General features: G+C 63.9%; 23 protein-coding genes and 1 tRNA gene. 12 read left to right on the top strand and 12 right to left on the bottom strand.

Going from position 1 to position 22693, the window contains the following annotated elements; translation table 11 throughout:
• The first annotated feature begins 42 nt into the window (after positions 1–42).
• Positions 43–1020: a helix-turn-helix domain-containing protein gene (locus V474_RS15245; protein ID WP_059152568.1), complete on the top strand. Its 978-nt coding sequence runs from the start codon at positions 43–45 to the stop codon at positions 1018–1020.
• A gap of 163 nt (positions 1021–1183) precedes the next feature.
• Here the strand turns inward: V474_RS15245 and V474_RS15250 are convergent.
• Positions 1184–1257 (bottom strand) — tRNA-Cys (locus V474_RS15250).
• 250 nt (positions 1258–1507) lie between these two features.
• Between V474_RS15250 and mobA the strand changes: the two genes are divergently transcribed.
• Positions 1508–2038, top strand: coding sequence for a molybdenum cofactor guanylyltransferase (gene mobA / locus V474_RS15255; protein ID WP_059152327.1), 531 nt, complete (start codon positions 1508–1510; stop codon positions 2036–2038).
• Positions 2039–2106: 68 nt separating this feature from the next.
• On the opposite strand, the gene V474_RS15260 is transcribed toward mobA, so the two are convergent.
• Together V474_RS15260 and V474_RS15265 are read right to left on the bottom strand one after the other, a co-directional pair.
• Positions 2107–2703: a winged helix-turn-helix domain-containing protein gene (locus V474_RS15260; protein WP_236711283.1), complete on the bottom strand. Its 597-nt coding sequence runs from the start codon at positions 2701–2703 to the stop codon at positions 2107–2109.
• Between the two features lie 290 nt (positions 2704–2993).
• Positions 2994–4193 (bottom strand): LL-diaminopimelate aminotransferase, encoded by a 1200-nt coding sequence (locus tag V474_RS15265; RefSeq protein ID WP_059152328.1) that lies wholly within the window; start codon positions 4191–4193, stop codon positions 2994–2996.
• A gap of 281 nt (positions 4194–4474) precedes the next feature.
• On the opposite strand from V474_RS15265, the gene V474_RS15270 reads away from it, so the two are divergent.
• Positions 4475–6313 (top strand): PHA/PHB synthase family protein, encoded by a 1839-nt coding sequence (locus V474_RS15270; RefSeq protein WP_059152569.1) that lies wholly within the window; start codon positions 4475–4477, stop codon positions 6311–6313.
• 34 nt (positions 6314–6347) lie between these two features.
• On the opposite strand, the gene V474_RS25635 is transcribed toward V474_RS15270, so the two are convergent.
• Positions 6348–6620 carry a hypothetical protein gene (locus tag V474_RS25635; RefSeq protein ID WP_148649414.1) on the bottom strand — a complete coding sequence of 91 codons (273 nt, stop codon included), beginning with the start codon at positions 6618–6620 and terminating at the stop codon, positions 6348–6350.
• On the opposite strand from V474_RS25635, the gene V474_RS26835 reads away from it, so the two are divergent.
• From V474_RS26835 to lptG, 4 genes are all read left to right on the top strand, one after another.
• Entirely contained in the window at positions 6609–7661 is a 1053-nt protein-coding gene (locus tag V474_RS26835; RefSeq protein WP_059152329.1) for a phasin family protein, read from the top strand. The genes V474_RS25635 and V474_RS26835 overlap by 12 nt on opposite strands.
• 122 nt (positions 7662–7783) lie before the next feature.
• On the top strand, positions 7784–8215 hold the full coding sequence (gene clpS, locus V474_RS15280) for an ATP-dependent Clp protease adapter ClpS (RefSeq protein WP_201786043.1): 432 nt from the start codon (positions 7784–7786) through the stop codon (positions 8213–8215).
• Positions 8216–8474: 259 nt separating this feature from the next.
• Positions 8475–9701, top strand: coding sequence for an LPS export ABC transporter permease LptF (lptF, locus tag V474_RS15285; protein ID WP_059152330.1), 1227 nt, complete (start codon positions 8475–8477; stop codon positions 9699–9701).
• Between the two features lies 1 nt (position 9702).
• A complete protein-coding gene (gene lptG / locus V474_RS15290) occupies positions 9703–10800 on the top strand; it encodes an LPS export ABC transporter permease LptG (RefSeq protein ID WP_059152331.1) in 1098 nt (365 codons plus the stop codon).
• Positions 10801–10894: 94 nt separating this feature from the next.
• Here lptG and V474_RS15295 read toward each other — a convergent pair whose 3' ends face one another.
• Positions 10895–11989: a fatty acid desaturase family protein gene (locus tag V474_RS15295; RefSeq protein WP_082699810.1), complete on the bottom strand. Its 1095-nt coding sequence runs from the start codon at positions 11987–11989 to the stop codon at positions 10895–10897.
• Between the two features lie 165 nt (positions 11990–12154).
• Between V474_RS15295 and V474_RS15300 the strand changes: the two genes are divergently transcribed.
• Positions 12155–13315 (top strand): N-acetyltransferase, encoded by a 1161-nt coding sequence (locus V474_RS15300; protein ID WP_236711284.1) that lies wholly within the window; start codon positions 12155–12157, stop codon positions 13313–13315.
• A gap of 208 nt (positions 13316–13523) precedes the next feature.
• Here V474_RS15300 and V474_RS15305 read toward each other — a convergent pair whose 3' ends face one another.
• The 5 genes from V474_RS15305 to V474_RS15325 form a co-directional block, all read right to left on the bottom strand.
• The gene (locus V474_RS15305; protein WP_236711285.1) at positions 13524–13949 is read right to left on the bottom strand and encodes an NUDIX domain-containing protein; all 426 of its coding nucleotides are present in this window, start codon (positions 13947–13949) and stop codon (positions 13524–13526) included.
• A gap of 38 nt (positions 13950–13987) precedes the next feature.
• Positions 13988–14605 (bottom strand): 6-phosphogluconolactonase, encoded by a 618-nt coding sequence (locus V474_RS15310; protein ID WP_059152333.1) that lies wholly within the window; start codon positions 14603–14605, stop codon positions 13988–13990.
• Between the two features lie 54 nt (positions 14606–14659).
• Positions 14660–15118, bottom strand: a complete 459-nt coding sequence (locus V474_RS15315; RefSeq protein ID WP_043972289.1) for a Dps family protein — start codon at positions 15116–15118, stop codon at positions 14660–14662.
• A gap of 86 nt (positions 15119–15204) precedes the next feature.
• Positions 15205–15762 (bottom strand): hypothetical protein, encoded by a 558-nt coding sequence (locus V474_RS15320; RefSeq protein WP_059152334.1) that lies wholly within the window; start codon positions 15760–15762, stop codon positions 15205–15207.
• A gap of 42 nt (positions 15763–15804) precedes the next feature.
• The gene (locus V474_RS15325) at positions 15805–16557 is read right to left on the bottom strand and encodes an HAD-IIB family hydrolase (protein WP_059152335.1); all 753 of its coding nucleotides are present in this window, start codon (positions 16555–16557) and stop codon (positions 15805–15807) included.
• 408 nt (positions 16558–16965) lie between these two features.
• Here V474_RS15325 and otsB point away from each other — a divergent pair, with 408 nt between their 5' ends.
• From otsB to V474_RS15345, 4 genes are all read left to right on the top strand, one after another.
• Positions 16966–17781: a trehalose-phosphatase gene (otsB, locus tag V474_RS15330; RefSeq protein ID WP_148649415.1), complete on the top strand. Its 816-nt coding sequence runs from the start codon at positions 16966–16968 to the stop codon at positions 17779–17781.
• Positions 17778–19619, top strand: coding sequence for a glycoside hydrolase family 15 protein (locus tag V474_RS15335; RefSeq protein WP_059152337.1), 1842 nt, complete (start codon positions 17778–17780; stop codon positions 19617–19619). The genes otsB and V474_RS15335 overlap by 4 nt, the downstream gene beginning before the upstream one ends.
• Before the next feature lie 91 nt (positions 19620–19710).
• Positions 19711–21132 carry an alpha,alpha-trehalose-phosphate synthase (UDP-forming) gene (gene otsA, locus V474_RS15340; protein ID WP_059152338.1) on the top strand — a complete coding sequence of 474 codons (1422 nt, stop codon included), beginning with the start codon at positions 19711–19713 and terminating at the stop codon, positions 21130–21132.
• A gap of 211 nt (positions 21133–21343) precedes the next feature.
• On the top strand, positions 21344–21598 hold the full coding sequence (locus V474_RS15345) for a hypothetical protein (protein WP_059152339.1): 255 nt from the start codon (positions 21344–21346) through the stop codon (positions 21596–21598).
• 38 nt (positions 21599–21636) lie between these two features.
• Here V474_RS15345 and V474_RS15350 read toward each other — a convergent pair whose 3' ends face one another.
• On the bottom strand, positions 21637–21963 hold the full coding sequence (locus V474_RS15350; protein ID WP_059152340.1) for a hypothetical protein: 327 nt from the start codon (positions 21961–21963) through the stop codon (positions 21637–21639).
• Positions 21960–22646 carry a lipoyl(octanoyl) transferase LipB gene (gene lipB / locus V474_RS15355; protein WP_059152341.1) on the bottom strand — a complete coding sequence of 229 codons (687 nt, stop codon included), beginning with the start codon at positions 22644–22646 and terminating at the stop codon, positions 21960–21962. The genes V474_RS15350 and lipB overlap by 4 nt, the downstream gene beginning before the upstream one ends.
• Positions 22647–22693 lie beyond the last annotated feature (47 nt).

The following is a 22693-nucleotide window of genomic DNA, read 5'->3' on the forward strand; positions in this document are numbered from 1 at the left end:
ATGTTCCAACAATGTTCCGCTATGGAAACGGAGTTGGAAGCGATGCGCGACATGGATTTCGTCCAGCCGGACTTCGCCTATGGTGCAGCCCCGGACGCGGCGCGTAGCGGGGCGGGCGATGTTCCTGTTCGCCTGTCGATCTATGCCGACCGCGCTCATCTGCGCGCTACCTTGCGGGAGGATGCCAGTGCTGCGGGGCTGACCGTCGCGGCGGCGGGCGCGCTTGCCGACCTTGCCGAAGATGCGGACAGGCCGCTGGGCGATGTCGTATTGGTGGATTGTCCCCAGGTCGATGCCGCGTCGCTTGCGGCGCTCGCACGGCTGGACCTGCGGGCAAGGCAGGGCGGACCGCGCCTGATCGTCTCGACCAGCGTCGATGCGCTTGAAGACGTCTTTGCCTGCATGGACCAGTCGCATCCGGTGCTGCTCGTCGATCCCGACCGCGCCGAACGGGTGATCGCACTGGGGCAGGTGCTGGCAGGCTTTCCTTCCGGCCGGCTGCGCGAACTGTCCGAGGACGACCGGCTCATGCTGCTGCGCCTGACCGAGCAGGTCGGCCAGATCGCCGGCCGCATCGACCGGCTGGACCCTCGCGGAAGCGCTGCTGCGGCGGGCAATGCCATTGCCGGCAGAGCGTCCCCTCCGGGCGCGGCGCCGCACGCCAAAGCGCAGCTTCCCGATGCGAAACTGGTGCGCCGGATCATCCGCCAGCGTCAGCTTCGGGCCCGCTTCTTCGATGGAGACCTGTTCGCCGATCCCGCCTGGGACATGCTGCTCGATCTCACCGCCTCGCGGATCGAGGGTAAGCAGGTGTCGGTCACTTCGCTTTGCATCGCCGCTGCGGTTCCTCCCACGACCGCGCTGCGCTGGATTGGGCAGATGGTCGATGCCGGCCTCTTCGCGCGCGTCAGCGACACTGGCGACCGCCGCCGTGCCTTCATCGCACTCAGCGACAAGGCCGACGCGGCCATGGCCAGCTATTTTGCCGAAATCGTCATGACAGCGGCCGTTCCGGTATAGATGCGATCTGTGGGGGGGTATCGGCTGTTTGCGCGGCTCATGCAGCACTATGTGCAGAGCACCTTAGGCAATTCGATCTTGTCGAATGAATTCCCAGCGAATTAGGGCTGGTACATGTTCAATCCGCAAGATTGAATATGTTTGCAGGCAAGCTGCAAAAAGTTGGAGGCCCGAGCCGGAATCGAACCGGCGTGCGAGGATTTGCAGTCCTCTACGTCACCACTCCGCCATCGGGCCATCCGTGTGGAGGAATGCGCGCCTAGCAACCGATCGAAGGGAGTGCAATGGAATTCGCTCACTTTCGCTGCAAATTGCTGCGGGTTTCCGGTCAAGGGCGTGAACGGGACACGCGGTGCCCGCTGTGGTCGAGGACGCAAGGTGCTGCCGGGCAAGGAACAAGGGCGGTGCCTGATGCTTCCTATATTGAACGGGCGAGGGCTATGCTTGCGGTCCGTTCGTTTGATTTTCGTTACAGAAAGGCGCGCGCATGATCCTTGGAGCTGTTCTGGCCGGCGGGCTGTCCAGCCGTTTCGGCAGCGACAAGGCGCTTGCGGAGCTTAATGGGCATACGCTCATCGCACTGGCAGTCGATGCCTTGTCCGGTTGGTGCGAGCATGTTGTGGTGGTCGGACGCGAGACGGCGCCGGCGCCGACTTTACCGGATTGGCCGCGCGCCGGAATGGGGCCGCTTGGTGGTCTGGCGGCGGCGCTGCACCACGCGCTCGACGAAGGGTATGAGGCGGTGCTGAGCTGCGGTGTCGATGCGGGGCTGCTGCCCGATGATCTTCCGGCGCTGCTCGGGCCCGCGCCTGCTTTCCTCGCGGCGCAGCCGGTGATCGGACTATGGCCGGTATCGGCAGTCCCCACGTTGGAAGCGCTGCTGCAAAGCGACGAGCGCCATTCGATGTATGGTTTTGCGGATCGCATCGGTGCGCGCCGGGTGGAGACGGTGCTGCCGATCCCCAATATCAACACGCCGGGCGATCTTTCGGCCCTGACGAAGCGTGTGGGTCCCTGAGTTCCGGTTGCCGGATGCGTTTACCCGGCGGTGCGACCCGGAGGGCCCATGGGCAGCTTTGGCCCAGGTTAAGCGGTTAGCTGGACGATACTCGCCGCGGACGCACCGCGTGCGGAAAATGCGGTCGCTGAACCGCTGCGCCGTTCGACCGGCGGAACCAGGCAGTAGCCGCCCGCCGGGGCCGTGGTGATGATACCGGACATGCCGACGAAGCCGAGCTTGCGGCGCAGGCGTGACATATGGACGGCGATGCTGTTCGTCTCGGGTACGAACCCCATGCGCCACACGTCATGGATCAGTTCCTGCTTGCTGACCGGCTCGCCCGGGGTATCCGCCAATCGCCAGATCAGTGCGAACTCGCGGGGGTTGAGGTTCAGCGCCTTGCCATTGCCGAACGCCTCACGCGCGAGCAGATCGAGTTCGAGCGGGCCAAGCCGGCGATGGCGCGGCAGCCAGCGGGTCAGCTCCGCGAGACGGCTGGCCCTTGCCTCGAATTCACCAAGTTCGATCGTGTCGGTAACGGCTTCGCCAAAGCCAGCCTGAAACAGTCTGGCGCGTTCATGCGCCGTGGTTGCGCCGAGGACCAGAGTGAAGCGCCGTACTTCATCCGGAAAGGTGAGGACTTGCTGCCAGTCGGCGCTGTCGAGGCGGCCCGCGTGAGCCACCCCGATGCATTCACTGGACGGCCCCCCCGTCTCGTCCAGTGCCCATCCGCAATGCCTCAAATCGAAAAGGTGAGGAATCCGTCCGGAGCCTAGCCATCGAAAACTGTAAGGTGTGTCATCCCGTCTAAGTAGATTTGCCATGAACCCCCCATCTGCTTGCTTTCCAATGCGATAGGGGGGCAAGAATGACGTGAATCAGGGGCTAGGAACAACACGTAGAATCTTACAGGCTTACCTAAGTATTAACCCCAGTTAATGGCTGAAAAGTAGCACTATATTCTGGAGGCACCTTACGATGAAGGCGTGTTCACACCCATCGACGTGAGGTAGCGCTTCACGTTTCGGGCTGCCTGACGCAGGCGTTGCTCGTTTTCGACCATGGCGATTCTCACGAAGCCTTCGCCGTCCTCGCCGTAACCGACACCGGGCGCTACAGCGACTTCGGCATGGATCAGAAGCTGCTTGGAGAACTCCAGGCTGCCCATTTCCTTGAGGGCCGGCGGAAGGGGCGCCCAGGCGAACATCGAGGCCTTGGGCGGCGGAATGTCCCAGCCGGCGCGGCCGAACGCCTCGACCATCACGTCACGGCGCTTCTGGTAGAGCAGGCGGTTACGCTCGACGATGTCCTGCGGGCCGTTGAGGGCGGCGCAGGCGGCGGCCTGGATCGGGGTAAAGGCGCCGTAGTCGAGATAGGACTTCACGCGGGTCAGCGCCGCGATCAGCTTGGGGTTGCCCACCGCGAAGCCGATGCGCCAGCCGGCCATCGAATACGTCTTGCTGAGCGAGGTGAATTCGACCGCCACGTCCTTGGCGCCGGGCACTTCCAGAATCGAGCGGGTCGGATTGCCGTCGTAATAGAGTTCGGAATAGGCGAGGTCGGACAGAATCCAGACCTTGTTCTCCTTGGCCCAGGCGACGAGGCGCTCATAAAAGGCCAGGTCTACGGTTTCGGCCGTGGGGTTCGACGGGTAGTTGACGATCAGGATCGACGGACGCGGCACGGTGAAGGCCATCGCGCGGTCCAGCGAGCGCCAGTAGTTCTCGTCCGGCGTGGTCGGCACCGAGCGGATCGTGGCGCCGGCGATGATGAAGCCGAAGGTGTGGATCGGGTAACTGGGGTTGGGTGCCAGCACCACGTCGCCGGGCGCGGTGATCGCGGTGGCGAGGCTGGCGAGGCCCTCCTTCGAACCCATCGTGACGACGACTTCGCTTTCGGGGTCCAGTTCCACGTTGAAGCGGTTGGCATAGTAGTTCGCCTGGGCGCGGCGCAGGCCGGGGATGCCCTTGGACTGCGAATAGCCGTGCGCGTCGGGTTTTTGTGCCACTTCGCACAGCTTGTCGAGCACGTGCTGCGGCGGCGGCAGGTCGGGATTGCCCATGCCGAGGTCGATGATGTCCTTACCGGCCTGGCGGGCTGCGTGCCTCATCGCGTTCACTTCGGCGATGACGTAGGGCGGCAGTCGCTTGATGCGGTAGAACTCGTCTTCCATGACCTCGGATATCCATATGCGTCGCGGCAGAATGGCCGCGCGGTTCCTGTAGGGGATTTGTCCGTTCGCGCAAATGGGCGATCTTGAAAGATCATTACCCGTTTGTGCGAACGAGAGGGTGAGAACGGGACTCGACAGGAATCGCCCATGCGGCCAAACCATTGGTCAACCACAACTGCGTATCAACTGGAGAGAGAGCGGCCATGGCTACCACGACGGCTTCCGGCACGCCGGGTTCAGGCCCGGCGGCTTCCGGCACCGGAGAACTGCTGGGCGATGTCATGCGCAGCCAGGCACAGGGTCTTTCCACGATCCTGGGCCAGATGATCCCCGCAGAAGGCACGCCAGGCGCCGAGGCTACCGTGCATTGGGCCGAGATTGCCACGCGCATGCACTCGATCTGGACCGAGTTCCAGGTCGAACAGCTCAACAGGGCGTCCGACAAGGCGCCGCACTTTGCCGACCCGGCCCGTTGGATCGGTACGGCGGAGGCGGTGTTCCGCCAGCTTCCCTTCACCAACCCGGACGTTCAGCACAAGCTCTGGAACGAGGGGCTCAGCCTCGTCAATACGGTGTTCGGGCAGTACGGTCTGGGCGCAAATGCCAAGGGGCAGGCGGGCGACGCACCGGCTGCGGAACTCGACCTTCCGCGCAAGGACCGGCGCTTTGCGGATCCCGAATGGCGCCGCCAGCCATTCTTCGCGTTCCTCCACCAGGCCTACCTGATGATGAGCGAACAGATGCTGGGCATGGCCGATGCGGTCGAGGGGATGGAGCCGGGCCGCAAGGCGCAGCTGCAATTCGCCACGCGCACCATGGTCGATGCGCTCAGCCCGGCCAACTTCCCGCTGACCAACCCGGTGGCGCTGGGCAAGGCGGCGGAAACCCGCGGCGAAAGCCTGGTGCGCGGTTTCGAGAACCTGCTCGACGACATGCGCAAGGGCCAGCTCACCCACACCCGCCCCGGCGCCTTCGTGCTGGGCGAGAACATCGCTGTGACGCCGGGCAAGGTGGTGTTCGAAACGCCGCTGTATCAGCTGATCCAGTACACGCCGACCACGGACAAGGTGCTCAAGACCCCGCTGCTGGTATTCCCGCCGTGGATCAATCGCTTCTACATCCTCGATCTGAACGCCAAGAAGAGCTTCGTGCGCTGGGCGGTGGAGCAGGGGATCACCGTCTTCATGGTCTCGTGGAAGTCGGCCGACGCCTCGATGGCGGACATTTTGTGGGACGACTATATCGCCGCCCAGATCGAGGCGATCGATACGGTGCGAGAGCGTCTGAATGTCCCTTCCGTCCACACCATCGGCTACTGCGTGGCGGGCACCACGCTGGCCGCGACGCTGGCGGTTCTGGCCCGCAAAGGCGAGGCGGACAAGGTGGCGAGCAGCACCTTCTTCACCGCGCAGGTCGATTTCGAGGACGCCGGCGACCTCAAGAACTTCATCGACGACCAGCAGATCGACGCGGTTGGCAGGCTTTCGCCCGAGGGCTATCTGGACGGGCGCTATCTGGCCGCCAGCTTCAACATCCTGCGCGGCAACGACCTGATCTGGAGCTACGTCGAGAAGAACTACCTCAAGGGCGAGGAGTATCCCGCCTTCGACCTGCTCCACTGGAACGGCGACGTCACCAATCTCCCGGCGCGCTGGCACCGCGACTATCTGCGCGATCTCTACCGCGACAATCGCCTGGTGGTGGCCGATTCGCTCTCTGCCTGCGGAGCGCCGATCGACCTGCATCGCATCACCACCCCGGTCTACATCCAGGCCGGCCGCGACGATCACATTGCGCCGCCGGTCAGCGTCTGGAAGCTGACGCGCTATCTTGCCGGGGACTGGACGTTCCTGCTGGCCGGATCCGGCCACATCGCCGGGGTCGTCAATCCGCCGTCCTCGGGCAAGTACCAATACTGGACCAACGACGGCTCGCCAGAGAGCCTGGACGAGTTCGTCGCGGGGGCGAGCGAGCATCCCGGCAGCTGGTGGCCGCATTGGGCCAAGTGGCTTCGCGGGCGCGATGGTGAAGAAGTGCCGACGCGCGGCAAGCGCAAACCCGGTGGGCGAGGCGACCGTGTGATCGAAGATGCGCCCGGTCGGTATGTGGCGGGTCGCTGATCGCCTTACGAATTACCACCGATCCTGCTGCAATTTAATTGATCGGCGTCGTCGGGAATCCGCTGGCTGACACATTGTTGCAATCGGCCAGTGGCTTAAATCCTGAGGACTGTTCACAAGGTAAGAAATGCTGCGGTGCAACATTTTGTTGCGATGCAACATAACGCTGTTGACTTCGCGCCTGCAAAAACTTATTTTGCAACGCAGCAACGATGTAAACGACTCGTGCGTTGCTCCGGTGCTGGGCGCAGGCTCGGCTGATGTGCAAGTTTTCACCTAAGGCTGGATCATAAACATGGCCGACCATGAAGACCCCAAGGACAAGGCCCCGGCCGTAGAGGCTCCCAAGGCCGTGCCAGCGGGCGATGTTATCGCAGCAAATGTTGCCAAGGCGCCGGCAGTCGCCAAGCCTGCCGAGGTCAAGCCTGCCGAGGTCAAGCCGACCGAAAGCAAGGTGGCCGATATCAAGCCCGTCGAAGCCAAGCCGGTTCAGGCGAAGCCCGTTGAGGTTGTGTCGGCGCCCGCCGGCAAGGCTCCCGAGCCGGTCCCTGCCAAGCCGGCCGCGCCCGTCAAGGCGCCTGCTCCGGTTAAGGCTGTGGCCAAGCCCGTCGCCAAGGTTCCCGAGGTCAAGGCTCCCGCCGTCAAGGCGAAACCCGGCCCGAAACCCAAGATCAAGACCGCGCCCGTCGCCCAGGCCAAGCCTGCCGCGAAGTCGAAGCCGGTCGAAAAAGTTGTTCCGGCAAAGGTCGCTCCGACTCCGCCGATCAGCAAGGTTGCCAAGGACGTGAAGGCCCCGGTTGCGGTGGTCACGATCCCGAAGGCGGCCACTCCCAAGGCGGCACCAAAGACCGCACCTAAAACCAAGCCCGTCTTCGCAGGACTATTCACCAACTTCATGCTCGAGGAAACGAATATGGACATGAGCACTAACTTCGTCGGCCTTCAGGACGCGATGACCGAAGCCCAGGCCAAGGCCAAGGCAGCCTTCGAAAAGAGCACCAGCGTGCTTGGCGAAGTCACCGAATTCACCAAGGGCAATGTCGAGGCATGCGTCGCTTCCGGCAAGATCCTGGCTGAAGGCGTTCAGGGCATGGGCTCGGAACTGGTGGCCGAAGGCCGCACCGCTTTCGAAGCCATGACCGGCGACATCAAGGAACTGGCTGCCGCCAAGTCGCCGACCGACTTCTTCAAGCTCCAGGGCGACATGGTCCGCAAGAACTTCGACAGCGCCGTGGCGTACAGCTCGAAGAACAGCGAAGCCATGCTCAAGCTGTTCAGCGACTCGTTCGCGCCCCTCTCGGGCCGCATGAGCATCGCCATGGAAAAGGCGCGTTCGGTCTCGATCTGAGCCGAACGGGTCGCTCCGATCGGTCGGATGAAGCGATTCTTCCGACCGTCTGAGCGCCAATTCAGAGAATATGGGCCGGGGCATCTTGTTATCGGGTGCCCCGGTACGATATTCTGGCCATCATGATTCCCCCTATCGCCGAATCCGACCTCCTGCTTTCCCTTGGCGTGTCCGCGTTGACCGTGGCTGCGGGGGGTGACGACGATTCCGCTGGCGGCGGTGGCCCCGGTGACAACGATCCCGGCGGCGCTGGCGACGATCACCAGATCGGTATTGCCACCAAAACCCGCGCCAAGCCGAAGAAGCCCAGCCAGTTCAAGGTGCTGATGCTCAACGATGACTACACCCCGATGGAATTCGTGGTGATGTGTCTCAAGCGTTTCTTCAACATGGATCTCGAGCAGGCCACGCGCGTGATGCTTCATGTCCACCAGAAGGGCGTGGGTGTCTGCGGCATCTTCCCTTATGAAATCGCGGAAACAAAAGTGAACCAGGTGATGGACTTCGCCCGGCAGAACCAGCACCCGCTCCAGTGCACGCTGGAAAAAGCCTGAGCTTTTCGCCGCCTTGGGTCGAAGCTATGGCTTTTCGTGCCTTACGCGCTGAATCTGCGCGTTTTTCCGTTCCTCCTGCGGAAACAATCCCATGCCGTCCACGTTGTAGGCTTCGCCCGGCGGACTGCTGTCAGTACAGTAGGGCGGCGTGATCCCGCATGCCCGGATCGCAATGCGACAAATCGCTTTGCCCTCGGGGCCGCGAACCGTTAAGGGCCGAGGAGGGACGTTCAGTGACCCCGGTCGGGAAGTGCTCTAATTGAAGTTCATGACCGCCATTGACCGGTATATCCTGCGCCTCGTGCTGATGCCGATGCTGGGTATCTTCGTGCTCGCCGCATCGCTGCTCGTCATGGACAAGATGCTGCGGCTGTTCGATTTCGTTGCGACGGAGGGGGGGCCGATCGGCGTCGTCTTCAAGATGCTGGCGAACATGCTGCCCGAATATGCCAGCCTCGCGATCCCCCTGGGGCTGATGCTGGGCATCCTGCTGGCCTTCCGCAAGCTGGCGACCAGCAGCGAACTCGATGTCATGCGCGCGGTGGGGCTCAGCTACACCCGGATGCTGCGTGTGCCCTACATCATCACCGTGGTGCTGATCGGTGCCAACTTCGCCATCGTCGGGTACCTTCAGCCTCTGTCGCGCTACTACTACGAGGAACTCAACTACGAGCTGAAGTCGGGTGCGCTAGGCGCCTCGATCAAGGTGGGTGAGTTCACGGCGCTAAAGGACCGCATCGCCCTGCGTATCGACGAGAGCAAGGACAACGGGCAGCGCCTGATGGGCATCTTCGCGCGCGTGGCGAATCAGAAGGGCCAGGTCCTGTCGATCTCGGCGCGCGAGGGCCGCTTCCTCGCGCTCAAGGACCAGCCCGACACGATTATCCTGCGCCTGCAGCAGGGCCAGATCATTCAGGACATGCCGGGCAAGATGCCGCGTGTGCTATCCTTCACCCGCCATGACCTGCCGATCGAACTTCCTGCAATAGAGAAGTTCCGCCAGCGCGGCGGGCAGGAGCGCGAATATCTCCTTCCGGAACTGCTGAAGCTGGGCTGGAACAAGAGTGCCTCGCCGGAGGAGCGCGCCTCCAGCCAGGCGAATTTCAGTTACCGCATGGTCGAAGTCGTGATGATGCTGCTGTTGCCGCTCCTCGCGGTGGCGCTGGCGATCCCGCCCAAACGATCCACATCAGCGCTTGGCCTGTTCGTGTCGATCGTGATGGTTGTGGCCTATCACAAGGTCAACCAGTACGCGAACGACGTTGCCTCGCTCGGCAAGATCAACCCGATTCTCGGACTGTGGGGGCCGTTCCTGGTCTTCGCGCTGCTGATCCTGTGGATGTACTGGCGCATCGCCTATGTGCCCGGCGGCCAGCCGCTCGGCTGGCTCGAAACCGCGTCGGACAAGGTGCTGAAGCGCCTGAAGTCGCTGCTGCGCCGTTCGCGGCGCGGCCCGAATCTGCCCACTCCGGCGGACCAGACCTGACATGCAGCTTGAATTCTTTCCGTCGCGCTCGCTGACGTTCTATCTGGCGCGGCTGTTCGTCACCCGGATCTTCGCAGTCCTCATCATGCTGGTGCTGGTGCTCCAGGTGCTCGACCTTCTGGGGGAGAGCGGTGATATCCTGGCGCATCAGGGTAATGGGCAGATGCAATTGCTTTACTACGTGACCCTGCGCGCGCCGCAGCTGGTTGCGCGGTTCCTGCCTTATTCGGTGCTGCTGGCCACGATCATCACGCTGGCCACGCTGAACCAGAACAGCGAGGTCATCTCGATGAAGGCGGCGGGGCTGTCGGCGCATCAGGTGCTGGCACCGTTGATCCTGACCGCGCTGGTGATCTCCGGCTTCAGCTTCGCCTTCAACGAGCGCGTGGTGACGCGCGCCACCGCCACGCTCGATGCCTGGGCCGCGGTGGACTATGGCCCGATTCCCAAGGCGACCGGGCCGAAAGCGAACCTTTACCTTGCCGACGGGCGCGACCTGCTTCTGGCCCAGTCGCTGACCGGTGAGGGCAATGCGCTGACTCTAAACGGCGTCACCTTCTATCGCCGCGATGCCAACGACATGATCGTCGAGCAGCTGCGCGCCGATCGAGCCACTTTCATGAACCCCGGGTGGAAGCTGGATCGTCCCGTCAGGTTCGATGTTGTCAACACCACGACCAGCCGCCTTGCCTTCGCGACGGTGGCTCCGGGGATCACGCCGGCCAAGATCTATATTTCCAAGGTCGATGCGGATTCGCAGGATATCTTCACGCTGGCCGGCTCGATCAACGCCGTCCACGAAGCGGGGCGGCGTACTACCGCCCTCGATGCGGCGTGGTGGCACAAGCTGTCGGGGCCGTTGTCTTCGGCGCTGATGCCGCTGCTGGGCGCAGTGGCCGCGTTCGGCCTTGCGCGATCGGGGGCGCTGCTGATCCGCGCGGTGATCGGGATGTCACTGGGGTTTGCGTACTTCGTGTTCGACAACGCCGCGCTGGCGATGGGCAATTTCGGAGGCTATCCGCCGTTCATCGCTGCCTGGGCGCCTTTCCTGCTGTTCGCGCTGATCGGCGAGACGGTTCTGATCCGCACCGAGGAATAAGTGCGTTACCCCTCGCCAATCCGGGGAAGGGGTGTTCGCGCGGCGCTCAATCCCAGCATTTCCTTCGTTTGAGTATGGCGCTGGTAGGCGGCGATTACCGTGCCGTCATCGTACTGCGCGCCAGCCGTGCCAGCAGCGGGCTCAGGCCCGGATAGCTCGCTTTGCGATAGGTCGATGCTTCACCCAGATGCGCGCTGAGTCGGCGGTGGGCCTCGGCCAGCGAATGATAAGGCATCGAGGGAAGCAGGTGGTGCAGCGCATGATAGCGCAGGCCCACTGGAGCCCAGATCCAGGAAATCAGCGCCGGCGGCGGTACGTTCACCGAGTCGAGGTACTGGGCGGTGACCGTCATCGCCTCGCCGTCATTCTCCCACAGGTGCGCGACCAGCGTGCGAACCTGGTTGAGGAAAGCCGTCAGCGAAACCACGCAAAGCGCGATTCCCAGCGGGCGCCAGCCCCAGGCGATGCTGGCCGCCAGGACGGACAGCGCCCATGTCGAGCAGCCCAGTTCCTGCCAGAAAACCATGCGAGCGAACTCGCCTTCGGGTTTGCGGCGGCGGTACTGCGGGTTGATGGCGAGCGCTGAGGCGCGGCCCCACACCAGGGTGCGCAGCGGCGGAATCAAGGCGCCCAGCGGCACAAGCACGGCCGAACGAAGCAGAAGCGCGGGAGGCAGCAGGATCGCGGTAAGGGCGAACACCGGCAGGCTCCACGGCTTCATAAGCGCCAGCGGCAGGTATTCCGGGTCTTCAGGCGTACCGTAGCGGGTGCGGGCATGGTGCTGGGTGTGAACGCCCTCATACATGAACGAGGGGATCAGCATCGGCACGCCGACCAGCAGGTTCCAGGTGAAGCGGAAGCCGGGCAGGGCGTCCTTGTGGATGTGGGTCAGTTCGTGAATGAACAGCAGCGAGCGGTAAAGCGCCAGCGCTGAAAGAAGCCCGAGCAGCACCGCGATCAGGGGATTACCTACCAGGATTGCCCCTGCCAGCGCGCCGTAACCGACGGCTGTGCTGGCCAGCATGTCGGTCCAGTATATGCCGGGACGCGCGGCGGCGATGTCGCGCGTCAGCTCGACCGCGGCGCGCAGCATCTCCTTGTCGTCCGGCATCTGCGAGTGCCACGTGGAAGACGGCGCGGAATCGCGCGCGCTGGTCGTGGCCGGGTCGATCGCTTTCTGGGCATTCATCGTTAAAGAGTTCCAAAGGCATCCGGGCAAAAATGCGCCTCGGACGGGGTTCGCCGTGTATCGCCGCACAGCTCGGCCAGGTAGTGGGCTTGACAATGTGCCGCTTGGCGCAGCACGTCGCGCTCACACATTTCCCTAAGCCGAAACAAAGGCAGCATCGTGGCCATGGCCGAACTAGTGATCACTCCCGTCTCCAGCAAGGCCGATCGCGCCGCTTTCGTCGATGTCGCCTATCGGCTTAATGCCGCAGATCAAAACTGGGTGCCCAACTTGCGCTCGGAAGAGATTTCCAAGTTCACCCCCGGCAAGAACCCCTTTTTCGAACATGCCAAAGTCCAGCTGTTCCTGGCCCACCGCGATGGCAGGGTTATCGGCCGTATATCGGCACATATCGATGAACTGGCGCTGAAACAGCCGGTCGAACAGGGCATGGGTCCCGGCACCGGCAACTGGGGCGCGATCGAGGCGGAAGACGAGGATACCGCGCGCGCACTGATCGCCGCTGCCGAGGAGTGGCTGCGCGGGCAGGGCATGACGCGCGTCATCGCGCCGATGAACCTCTCCGTCTGGGAGGAGCCGGGCATCCAGGTCTCGGGCCACGATCACCCGCCGATGGTGATGATGGCGCACCACAATGCAGCTTATCAGGGCTGGATCGAGCGCGCCGGCTATGGTCTGGTGAAGATGCTGCGCACTTTCGATCTGGACGTTCGGAAGGAATTTCCGCCGCTGATCCAGCGCATCGTTGCTTCTGGCGAGAAGAACGCGCGTATCCGCATCCGCAAGGTGGAACTCAAGCAGTTCGACCGCGATGCCGCGATCATCTGCGAAATCCTCAACGATGCCTGGTCGGACAACTGGGGTTTTGTGCCCTTCACGCCCGAAGAGATCGCCTATACCGGCAAGGCGCTCAAGCCGCTGGTCCATCCCGCGCTGATCCATATCGCCGAATATGACGGCGAGCCGGTGGCGTTCATGATGACGCTGCCGGACCTCAACGGCATCCAGATGCGGGTGAACAAGCGTAATGGCAAACCGTCTGTCCTGGGTCTGATCAAGCTGCTGCTGTGGCTGCGCAAGCCCAAGCCCGCCGACATGCGCGTGCCGCTGATGGGGGTTCGCAAGAGCCTGCAGTCATCGCGCCTCGCCAGTCAGTTGGCCTTCATGATGATCGAGTACATCCGGCGTGCAGCAATCGCGAACTTCGAGACCAAGCGTGCCGAGATCGGTTGGGTGCTGGAGGACAATCAGGGCATGGTCGCCATCGCCGATGCCATCAACAGCAAGGTGAACCGGGAATATGCGGTTTACGACAAGGCACTGTAGGCCTGGTTTGGAACAGGCCAAATATCCCCCGAAATGGGAAAGGTGTCCGGCAATCGGCAAGTATCTGTAACGTAACCGCTTCGCGGACCTGTTCGGACGCTTCAATCTCGTCAGCATGGATGGGATCGAATGGGATCGGGCAAGCCCCGCGCTGCGCGATGACCTGCGTGAGGATGGCCTCAGGTCCTGATCGAGCGGTGTAGCGGTATCAAGTGATCTGGGCGGCCCATGCCTGTACGCGCCGTGCCAGCCCTGCGGGCATATGCGCCGGCAGGGCATCGAGTGCAAAGAAGCGGACTTCGATGATTTCGCGGCCGTCTGCGCGGGGTTCGTCGCCGGTCCGGCCCACCACGATACGCACTGCGTTGCTGCTGCCGTGCAGGTTCTCGTCGCTGATCTGCAGAACGCGCGGCTCGATGAGGCGGCAGCCGGTTTCCTCTCGCAGTTCGCGCGCGCCGGCAAGCAGGGGGTCTTCGCTGCGCCGCATCCCGCCGCCGGGCGGCGTCCATTTATCCGAGCCGTAGGAGTGGCGGACCAGCAGCACCCGGTCCTGCCCATCGAGCACGAGGATCCGCACGCCGTGCACATCGGGGCGCCATACTCGCCAGACCTGGACGCGCAGGGCATGGGCCATCCGGTAAAGCGCGCGGTGCAGCGGCGCCGGGATAAGGTTCAGCAGAAACAGGTGACCTTGTGCCGCGCAGCTTTGAGCAGGCGGGCGACGGGCAGGTCGTTTTCGCCCTTCGCGGCGGCGTCGAAAACAGCGCGCTTGTCGGTGCCGCGGATCACGAAAACGATCTCGTCGCTGTTCACCAGCGATGGGATCGTCAGACTGAGACGGTCGAATGGCGCTTCGGGGGGAAGCGGATCGGGCGTGAGGCGGCGTACCGCCTGCGGATCGTTCGCGCGCGGATCGGTGTTGGGGAACAGCGAGGCGACATGACCGTCGCCGCCCATGCCCAGCCAGGCGATGGCGAAGCGGGGCGGCTGTGCGTCCTGCGCCAGCGGCACGATACAGGCGCCTGCGGGCTCCAGCCGGGCGCGGATTTTTCCGACGTTGCTGGCGGGGTGGTCCTCCTCGACGATACGGTCGTCCCCCGGCCACACGGAAATGCGCGGCCAGGGCAGGGCTTCTTTTGCCAGCCGGTCGAAGATCGGGAACGGGGTGGAACCGCCCGGCACGGTCACGGCTATTTCGGGAGACATGGCGAGAGTGGCGCGCAGGCGCTGCGCGAACCAAGCGGCGATGGCGCCGTCGTCGGCGCCTTCGATCATTTCAATCCTGGGCATGGGGAAGTCTCTAGCACTCCCCCATGCGATGTGAAATCACCAGGACGAAATCTCTTACGCGATGATCTCGCGCAGGAACCAGGCGCGCTGCTCGGCCTGGTCGGTCCAGTCGTCGATCACGCCGTCAGTGGCGTTGTCGCCGGCTTCGCCGGCCAGTTCCTTGGTCGCCTTAAGCGTCGCGACATAGGCGGTGTTGTCGTCGAACAGGGCCTTGACCATGGCCATCGCATCCAGGCTTGTGTCGTCCTCGTCCTTGATCGTGGCCTTCGCACCGATGGCGCCGATCGAGGTCAGCGTGGTGCCGCCCAGCTTGCGCACGCGCTCGGCGATGAGGTCGGTCAGGCCGAACACTTCTGCCGCCTGCGCGTCGAACAGCAGGTGCAGGTCGTGAAACTGCGGACCGCGCACGTGCCAGTGGAAGTTCTTGGTCTTGACGTAAAGCGCGAAGGTATCGGCCAGCAGACCGTTGAGGCTGTCGATCAGGGCGGCCTTCGAGTTGTCCTTGGAAGTCATGACGGTTCCCTCTTCGTGGTTCGTTGTGAACGGTTCTATAAATTGGCAACGCGAATGAAAAGCGCAGGTTCGATCGCAAATCGCGATCAGAGAATCCCGAATTCCGAAAGGAACATCGTACTGGCGGCAAGCACAAGCAAGCCCCCGACCACCCGCCTTGTCCAGCGCGCGGGAGGGGTGCCGAGCAGGTCCGGCCGGACCCAGGCGAAAGTGACGAGAATCACGCCGCCCATCATGCCCGCCGCCCCGGCATGCCAGGGCGCGGCATAGCCCACCGCCATGCCGAAGATGACAAAGCGCGCCGCATCGGTAACCTGCTGGGCGACCAGCACGATCCCTAGTGCGCCCAGCGAATTTGTCGGCTCGCGCGGGTCGCGGCGCGGCGCGAGAATCATCGATTCCAGGCCGGCCAATCCCAGCGCGATGGCGGCGAAGATCGTGCGTGCGGGGGGCGGCAGCTGCTCCAGCATGAAGTGGGCGGCATAGGCTGCAAGCGACGCGGTCAGCAGCGCACCGAGGATTGCGGTGACCAGCACCGCTGGCCGCTGGCCCTGCCGCTGGCCGAGCCCTGCGATCGTCACCTGATCGCGCGCTCCGAAGCCGGCAAGCAGCACTGCTATCAGGGTAAGGTAGAATGCGGGCATCAGCTGGTCCTCATGCCCGCATTCCCGCCTTTGCGCTACGGTTTACCCGGCCTTCTGGCAGGCGATGATGGCGGTTATCACATTGGCGGTATCGGCCGCGTCGCGCACGCAGACGGTGTCGAGGCCCATTGTCTTGGCCGGGTAATCGTTGCCGCCGGGGAAGATGGCATCGCCGATGAACAGGATGTCCGCTTCGGCCACGCCGCTACGCTCGGACAGACGCTTGAGGCCCCACGCCTTGTCGATGCCGGGCTGGGTCACGTCCACCGAAGTCGCGCCGCCCAGGTTGATCGAGACGCCGGGCAGGCGCTTGATCAGATCGGCCTGAATGACCTTGCGCTTGGCGAAGTCCGGGTCCCAGTGCTCCTTGGCGTCAAGCGGGGCCTGCTGGCCCAGTGCAGAGAAGGTGATCTGGCTGCCGCGATCCTCGATCCGCTCACCCCAGACTTCTTCCGGGGTGAAGCCGGTCGCCGCCAGCGAAGCGTCGAAGGCGGCAAGGATCTCGGCCTTCTGCTCGTCGGTGAAGAGTTCGGCATAGATCGCTTCCCAGGCGCCTTCGCGGTGAAGGTAGAGCTTGGCGCCGCTGGTGGGCAGCATCCACAGACGCGAGACATCGGCATGGGCGGGCAGGCGGCTGGCGACCTGCTTTTCGAACTGGGGCCAGTCCCCGCCCGAGATCACGGCGACTTGTGCCACCGTCAGCAACTGGGAGAGCAGCTCGGCCATCTCGTCGGTCAACGGCTGCTTGCTCAGCGCCAGGGTCCCATCGAGATCGAACGCCACTATTTTCTTCATTCACACGCCTTTCGCGCCAGTTCCGCCATGTACCCGCGCCGGAAGCCCGGAACGTACCGGCGCATCCAAAGCGCGGCGCGGACGATCAGGCAAGGGCCAATACGTCGGGTGGACCTTCGGTTACCGCGATTTCATTCGCAGTTGCAAAAAAGTTTCGATCCGAAGCGGTCGATCCGTGGCGGTTTAACCCCATATCATGGCGAGCGTGTTGCACTGCGGCGAAAACTGGCGGAACAAGGGAACAACGCGGGCCCATGGCCGTTCGGCTAATGGCCCGGGTGGTGGAACGGGGCCGCCCGGCCTGTGCGTGGTTTTCGATGCCGCGCTGCTGATCCATGCCAACCGGGGGCGAAGCGAGCACCGATGACCAATTTTCAAGCGAGCCTGCCAACGGCCAGTACGCCGCGGATGGCCAGTCCATCGCACACAGGGCCCGCATTCGCCGCAGAAGACGACCTGCCGCTTCCCCCTGCGCTCGACCCCGGGGCGAACATCGCCCTGTTCCTCGATTTCGATGGCACGCTGGTGGAGATCGCCGATCATCCCGACGCAGTCGTGGTGGCGCCTCGCCTTGCCGGCATGATCACTGCGCTTTCGCGGCGTCTTGGCGGCAGGCTGGCGATTGTCACCGGGCGTTCGATCGCGGCGCTCGAAGCGCTTCTGGGGCCGGTGGAGGTGGCGGTTGCCGGTTCGCATGGGGGTGAATTCCGCTCTCGGGCCGGAGCCGAGGTCGAGCCGCTTGCCGATCCGCTGCCCGCAGCCGTGGTCGCCGCGCTGGAGCGTTTCGCGGCTGCCAACGGCGGCCTGCTGGTCGAGCCCAAGCCGTTCAGCGTCGCTGTTCACTACCGCCGCCATCCCGAGGCGCTCGAAGGTCTGCTGGCCTGCGCGCAGATACTCGCACAAGATGGCGGTCTTGCCATGAAGCACGGCAAGCAGGTGATTGAACTGGCGATGCCGGGGTCCGACAAGGGCACTGCCGTTACCCGTTTCATGGGGCTTCCCGCCTTTGCCGGGGCCGCCCCGCTGTTCCTGGGCGACGACGTTACCGACGAGGACGCCTTCCGGGCGGTTCGTCATCTGGGCGGGCAAGGTGTGCTGGTGGGGCCGATGCGCGCCACCGCCGCCGCACTGCGCCTGCCCGACGTCGCCGCCGTCCACACCTGGCTGGAAGATGGGCTCGCATCAGCGCCCGCTGCCCAGCCCGAAGGAGAGACCCGCCCATGACGACTGCCACCGTATCAGCCGTGTCTTCGCCAGATCCCGTCAGCACTCTGGAACTATGGCCGATCGGCAATTGCCAGGTCAGCGGACTGATCGACGAAGCCGGGGCGATCGTATGGGGCTGTGTGCCCCGGGTCGACGGCGACCCGACGTTCTGCGCCCTCCTGCGCGGCGACAAGGGGCAGGACGCCGGCACCTGGCGTTTCGAGCTGGAGGGCCAGGTCTCGGCCAGCCAGCATTACCTGCGCAACACGCCGATCCTCGTGACCCGGCTGGAAGATGCCAATGGCGGTGCGGTGGAAATCTACGATTTCGCCCCCCGGTTCGAGCGCGAGGGGCGGATGTACCGCCCGGTCGCCTATGCGCGCATCGTGCGCCCCGTTTCGGGCGCGCCGCGCATCCGCACGATCCTCACCCCGATGAGCGGTTACGGCGCCAAGCTGGCCCCGATCACGCAAGGCTCGAACCATGTGCGCTATCTGGTCGAACGCAACGCCATGCGACTGACGACCGACTGCCCGGTAGGCTACGTCCTCGACGAGCGCTGGTTCCGCCTCGAAAAGTCGCTGCATTTCTTCCTCGGCCCGGACGAGCCGTTCAATGGCAACGTCGAGCATGACGTGGATGCCATGCTGCAAAAGACGGGCCATTACTGGCGAATGTGGGTACGCGGCCTCGCCACGCCGCTCGACTGGCAGGATGCGGTGATCCGCGCCGCGATCACCCTCAAGCTGTGTCAGCACGAGGAGACCGGCGCGATCGTCGCCGCGCTCACCACCTCGATCCCCGAGGCGCCGGGCAGCCAGCGCAACTGGGACTACCGCTATTGCTGGATCCGTGACGCCTATTACACCGTACAGGCGCTGAACCACCTGGGCGCGCTGGACGTTCTCGAGAAATACCTCGCGTACTTGCGCAACATTGTGGCCGATGCCCCGGGCGGCGTGGTGCAGCCGCTCTATGCGGTGAGCGGCGCCAAGGAGATCATCGAGTGGGAGGCGCCCGACCTTCCCGGCTATCGCAATACCGGCCCGGTGCGCGTGGGCAATGCCGCCTACTATCAGGTGCAGAACGACTGCTACGGCCAGATCGTTCTGCCCTCTATCCAGGCGTTCTGGGACCAGCGCCTGCTGCGCATCGCCAACGAGGACGATTTCCGCGGTCTCGAACAGATCGGCGAGATGGCGTGGAAAACCCATGACCAGCCCGATGCAGGGCTGTGGGAACTGCGCACCCGCACCGCGATCCATACGTATTCCAGCGTCATGAGCTGGGCCGCCTGCGACCGCCTTGCCAATGCCGCCGAGCACCTGGGTATTCATGACCGCGCCGCGCTCTGGCGCGAGCGGGCCGATACCGTGCGCGCCCATATCGACGAGAGCGCCTGGCATCTCGTCGAGGGCCACGACGCGGGTGGCCACTATGCCGCCAGCTTCGGTGGTTCGCAGCTTGATGCCAGCTTGCTGCAGATGGTCGAGCTGCGATATCTGCCGGCCGACGATCCCCGGTTCAAGGCGACGCTCAAAGCGGTTCAGAAGGCCCTGCGCCGGGGCGAGCATATGCTGCGTTATGACAGCGAAGACGATTTCGGCCTGCCCGAAACCGCCTTCAACATCTGCACCTTCTGGCTGATCGAGGCGCTTCATCGCAGCGGCGAGGACGAGGAGGCGCGCCGCATCTTCGAGGCGATGCTGGCGCACCGCACGAAGTCGGGCCTGCTGTCCGAGGACATGGATTTCGAGACGGGCGAGCTGTGGGGTAATTTCCCGCAGACCTACTCGCTGGTGGGGATCATCAATTGCGCCGGGCAGCTGTCCCGGTCGTGGCGGGACTGGCGTTGACAATGCCTGCTATCCTGCCTTTCCATGCCTGCGCCAAGAAGCGCGGCCTTACCATGAGGTGCCCTTTGCCGGGTGCGACAGGGGACTACACATGAGCCGATTGATCGTCATTTCGAACCGGGTCAGCGTACCCAAGGCCGCTGGCGCAGCCGGGGCCCAGGGCGGATTGGCGGTGGCTCTCAATTCCGCGCTACGTGAGCACCGGGGCATCTGGTTCGGTTGGTCGGGGCAGGAAACCGCCGAATTCACCGGCCATCTCGATATGCAGCGCAACGACGATGTCACTACGGCCACCATCGATCTCGAGCCACAGGACATCGACGAGTATTACAACGGCTACGCCAACCGCACACTTTGGCCGCTATTTCACTACCGCATCGACCTGACAGAATACGACCGCAACTTTGGCGAGGGCTACGAGCGCGTGAACGAGCGTTTCGCCGCGTCGGTGCTGCCGCTGATCGAGCCGGACGACCTTGTCTGGGTTCACGATTACCACCTGCTGCCGCTGGGTTCGATCCTGCGCGGGAAGGGCGTGAAGAACCGCATGGGCCTGTTCCTGCACACGCCCTGGCCGCCCACGCGCCTGCTGGCTTCGCTGCCTTTCCATGAGCGTCTGGTCGCCTCGATGCTGGAATACGACGTGCTGGGTTTCCAGACCACCGAGTGGCTGGAGAGCTTCCTGCATTATGTGCAGAAGGAAATGGGCCTCAAGGTCAATCTCGACAATTCGATCGACTACAAGGGGCGCAAGGTCGTGGCCCGTGCGTTCCCGATCGGTATCGATTTTGCCGAATTCACCGAGGCGGCCAAAAGTGATGAGGCCAAGGAAGCCTACAATGTCCTCAAGTCGAGCGTGCGCGGCCGCAAGATCCTGATCGGGGTCGACCGGCTCGACTATTCCAAGGGCTTGGGGGAGCGTTTCGAGAGCTTCGCCCGCTTCCTTTCCGATCATCCTGAACAGGCCGGCGATGCGGTGCTGCTCCAGATCGCCCCGCCGAGCCGGGGTGATGTTGCCAGCTACCAGCAGATACGCGAAGACCTGGAGCGCAAGACCGGCCATATCAACGGCGCCCATGCCGATGTGGGTTTCGTGCCGATCCGCTACGTCAACCGGGGCTATCCCCGCGCGCAGCTTGCCGGGTATTACCGTGCCGCCGAGATCGGCCTGGTCACCCCTTTGCGCGACGGCATGAACCTGGTGGCCAAGGAATATGTCGCGGCGCAGGACCCCGAGGACCCCGGTGTACTGATTCTCTCGCAGTTCGCGGGCGCGGCGCTGCAGCTCAAGGATGCGCTTCTGGTGAACCCGCACTCCGTGGAACACGTGGCGGAAACGATCAAGCGTGCGCTCGATATGCCATTGGCCGAGCGCAAGCGTCGCCATGCCAGGTTGCTTGCCTCGGTCAGGCAGGAGGATGTGATCCATTGGCGCGAACAGTTCGTGAAGGCGCTTGTCGGGAACGAAAAGGAACCCGCCGGTAGCGACCTGTCGCAAAACGAAGCCGCCTGAACAGATTTGGACGAACGGGTCTCCCGGTAATTCGGAGGGTCCTTTCGTCCATCATAAATTTGACACTCGCCTGAAACCGTTCTGACCTTTAGGTCGGGTATCAGGAGTGGGTGCGGGGCAGAACCTCGCCGGCTGGGCGAGGTGATGTCCTTAATTCAGCCGACCAAAAAAACAAAAAGAGGACGCCGGGCAACCGGACGGCTGAAAGACAATGACAATGATCCTGTACGGCGAGTGCGTCAGCGCCCGCGACAAGGCCCACGTGCGTATATGCGAACTGGCGGACGGGGGCTGCGACCTCGAAACCGATGCTCCGCGCGGCCTGTTCGATGCCGACTTTTCCTTGTGGATCGGGGCGATGGGGCCGTTCGCCGCTACCGCCACGCAAAGGGGGGCCAGCCGGATCGCGGTGCGCTTCAAGGAGCCGCTGGACGGCAAGATCCTGCGACATTTCAACGCCGGCTAAACAGACTTGCCGGGCCCGGTTGATCCGGCGGGTGGCGGTTACTGCGTGCGCGTCTCCGGGGCCGGTGCCGGGGCCGGATCGACCGGAGTAACTGGCTGGCTGACGACATCGTCCTCGGGTGCGGTTGATTCGGCAGCTGCAGGCCTTGCGGCAGGAGGAGCACCATCGACCAGTTCGGCATCCGGAGCCGATAGCGAGGCCTGCGAGCGAACGGTGTCGTAAGGCAACATATCGTCGCTGGCCGAACGCGGCAGCAGGTCGCCGCCGGCAGCCGCCTTGGGCTGGTCGTCGGCGCTCTTGTTGCAGCCGCCCAGCAGCAGGGCCGTGCCGACGGCTGCCAGGATCATCAGGCGCGAAGCAGTCATTCTGCGGTCTCCGAACGGGGGCATGGGCTTTCGAGGGTGGCAAGGAATGCCGGCGCGCGGGCGATCATCGCCTCGTCCCAGGCGGCAAAATCAACCTCGCGGCCAAGGCGTGCCAGGCTGGTCACCCCGAATTCCTCGATGCCGCATGGAACGATCCCGGTGAAGTGCGACAGGTCGGGGCGGATATTCACTGAAAAGCCGTGCATCGTCACCCATTTGCGGATGCGCACGCCGATGGCGCCGATCTTCGCCTCGCGGCTGTCGACGTCGGTGGTCCAGATGCCGATGCGGCCGTCGGCGCGAAAGCTCTCGACTCCGAAATCGCGCAGGGTCTCGATCACCCAGCCTTCGAGGCCGTGGACGAAGCCGCGCGCGTCGCGGGCACGTTTCTTGAGGTCCAGCAGGACGTAGCCGATACGCTGGCCCGGGCCGTGATAGGTATAGCGTCCGCCGCGCCCGGCCTCGACCACCTCGAAACGCGGGTCGAGGAGTTCGTCCAGGGCGGCGCTGGTCCCGGCGGTGTAGACCGGCGGATGTTCCAGGAGCCAGATCAGTTCGCGTGCTTCGCCGGCGGCGATGGCGGCATTGCGCGCGGTCATCTCCTCCAGCGCTTCGCGATAGGGGACCGGCTCGCGCGAGATGCGCAGCTCGATATCACCCGGAAGAATTGCGGGAATCGTCATGGCGCGTTGCGTGGCGTCATTCCCTGCGGTTATCAAGTGCCTTTAGG

The organism is Novosphingobium barchaimii LL02 (assembly GCF_001046635.1).
Lineage (GTDB): Bacteria > Pseudomonadota > Alphaproteobacteria > Sphingomonadales > Sphingomonadaceae > Novosphingobium > Novosphingobium barchaimii.

What these genes read in the sequence shown, in the direction of transcription:
- V474_RS15245 (WP_059152568.1), top strand. Translation starts at nt 43, where the DNA reads ATGCGCGACATGGATTTCGTCCAGCCGGACTTCGCCTATGGTGCAGCC.
- mobA (WP_059152327.1), top strand. Translation starts at nt 1,508, where the DNA reads ATGATCCTTGGAGCTGTTCTGGCCGGCGGGCTGTCCAGCCGTTTCGGC.
- V474_RS15265 (WP_059152328.1), bottom strand. Translation starts at nt 4,193, where the DNA reads ATGGAAGACGAGTTCTACCGCATCAAGCGACTGCCGCCCTACGTCATC.
- V474_RS15270 (WP_059152569.1), top strand. Translation starts at nt 4,475, where the DNA reads ATGCGCAGCCAGGCACAGGGTCTTTCCACGATCCTGGGCCAGATGATC.
- V474_RS26835 (WP_059152329.1), top strand. Translation starts at nt 6,609, where the DNA reads ATGGCCGACCATGAAGACCCCAAGGACAAGGCCCCGGCCGTAGAGGCT.
- V474_RS25635 (WP_148649414.1), bottom strand. Translation starts at nt 6,620, where the DNA reads ATGGTCGGCCATGTTTATGATCCAGCCTTAGGTGAAAACTTGCACATC.
- clpS (WP_201786043.1), top strand. Translation starts at nt 7,784, where the DNA reads ATGATTCCCCCTATCGCCGAATCCGACCTCCTGCTTTCCCTTGGCGTG.
- lptG (WP_059152331.1), top strand. Translation starts at nt 9,703, where the DNA reads ATGCAGCTTGAATTCTTTCCGTCGCGCTCGCTGACGTTCTATCTGGCG.
- V474_RS15295 (WP_082699810.1), bottom strand. Translation starts at nt 11,989, where the DNA reads ATGAATGCCCAGAAAGCGATCGACCCGGCCACGACCAGCGCGCGCGAT.
- V474_RS15300 (WP_236711284.1), top strand. Translation starts at nt 12,155, where the DNA reads ATGGCCGAACTAGTGATCACTCCCGTCTCCAGCAAGGCCGATCGCGCC.
- V474_RS15305 (WP_236711285.1), bottom strand. Translation starts at nt 13,949, where the DNA reads ATGGCCCATGCCCTGCGCGTCCAGGTCTGGCGAGTATGGCGCCCCGAT.
- V474_RS15310 (WP_059152333.1), bottom strand. Translation starts at nt 14,605, where the DNA reads ATGCCCAGGATTGAAATGATCGAAGGCGCCGACGACGGCGCCATCGCC.
- V474_RS15315 (WP_043972289.1), bottom strand. Translation starts at nt 15,118, where the DNA reads ATGACTTCCAAGGACAACTCGAAGGCCGCCCTGATCGACAGCCTCAAC.
- V474_RS15320 (WP_059152334.1), bottom strand. Translation starts at nt 15,762, where the DNA reads ATGCCCGCATTCTACCTTACCCTGATAGCAGTGCTGCTTGCCGGCTTC.
- V474_RS15325 (WP_059152335.1), bottom strand. Translation starts at nt 16,557, where the DNA reads ATGAAGAAAATAGTGGCGTTCGATCTCGATGGGACCCTGGCGCTGAGC.
- otsB (WP_148649415.1), top strand. Translation starts at nt 16,966, where the DNA reads ATGGCCAGTCCATCGCACACAGGGCCCGCATTCGCCGCAGAAGACGAC.
- V474_RS15335 (WP_059152337.1), top strand. Translation starts at nt 17,778, where the DNA reads ATGACGACTGCCACCGTATCAGCCGTGTCTTCGCCAGATCCCGTCAGC.
- otsA (WP_059152338.1), top strand. Translation starts at nt 19,711, where the DNA reads ATGAGCCGATTGATCGTCATTTCGAACCGGGTCAGCGTACCCAAGGCC.
- V474_RS15345 (WP_059152339.1), top strand. Translation starts at nt 21,344, where the DNA reads ATGACAATGATCCTGTACGGCGAGTGCGTCAGCGCCCGCGACAAGGCC.
- V474_RS15350 (WP_059152340.1), bottom strand. Translation starts at nt 21,963, where the DNA reads ATGACTGCTTCGCGCCTGATGATCCTGGCAGCCGTCGGCACGGCCCTG.
- lipB (WP_059152341.1), bottom strand. Translation starts at nt 22,646, where the DNA reads ATGACGATTCCCGCAATTCTTCCGGGTGATATCGAGCTGCGCATCTCG.